Source organism: Oleiphilus sp. HI0123, assembly GCF_001635315.1.
Genome location: NZ_LWGE01000779.1, coordinates 1 through 538, shown reverse-complemented (window position 1 = coordinate 538; position 538 = coordinate 1). Strand labels below are relative to the sequence as shown.

1 protein-coding gene is annotated in these 538 nt (G+C 50.4%); it reads right to left on the bottom strand.

The window, feature by feature from the left end:
• A partial coding sequence (locus A3761_RS06860) for a cobaltochelatase subunit CobN (protein WP_197472918.1) occupies nt 1-538 on the bottom strand: 538 nt, incomplete at both ends.

Sequence of the window (538 nt, the reverse complement as noted above, 5' to 3'; positions counted from 1 at the left end):
CGCCTCGTTACCGTAGGCATAGCCACCCCAATTCAGATAGGCATCGGCTAGATCACTCTTTTGCTCCCAACAACGCTCGTCTATCAAGCCCTGTAGACCCGCACCATAAGCGCCGGGCTTACTACCAAACACACGATAACTCGCCTGCCTTCTAGCCAAATCGGCATTTAACCCCGTCAGTGTTAGTTCATCGATACGCTCTAACACATGCTGTTGAATGATGTTCTCGTTTCCAGGTTCTTCGATATCGACAATCGTTTGCACGGCCGCATCAAATAATTTCATGACGTTAGGAAATGCATCTCTGAAAAAGCCCGAGACCCGCAAGGTCACATCGACACGAGGTCGTTGCAGCAATTGGGTGCTCAGCACTTTAAAATCAACAACACGGTTAGATCCCGGCGCCCAAATAGGTTCGACGCCCATCAGAGCAAAAGCCTGAGCGATATCATCGCCACCGGTTCGCATGGTTGCCGTACCCCAAACTGACAAACCTAGCTGTTTGGGATAATCACCATGCGCTTGAAGATGACGTTCG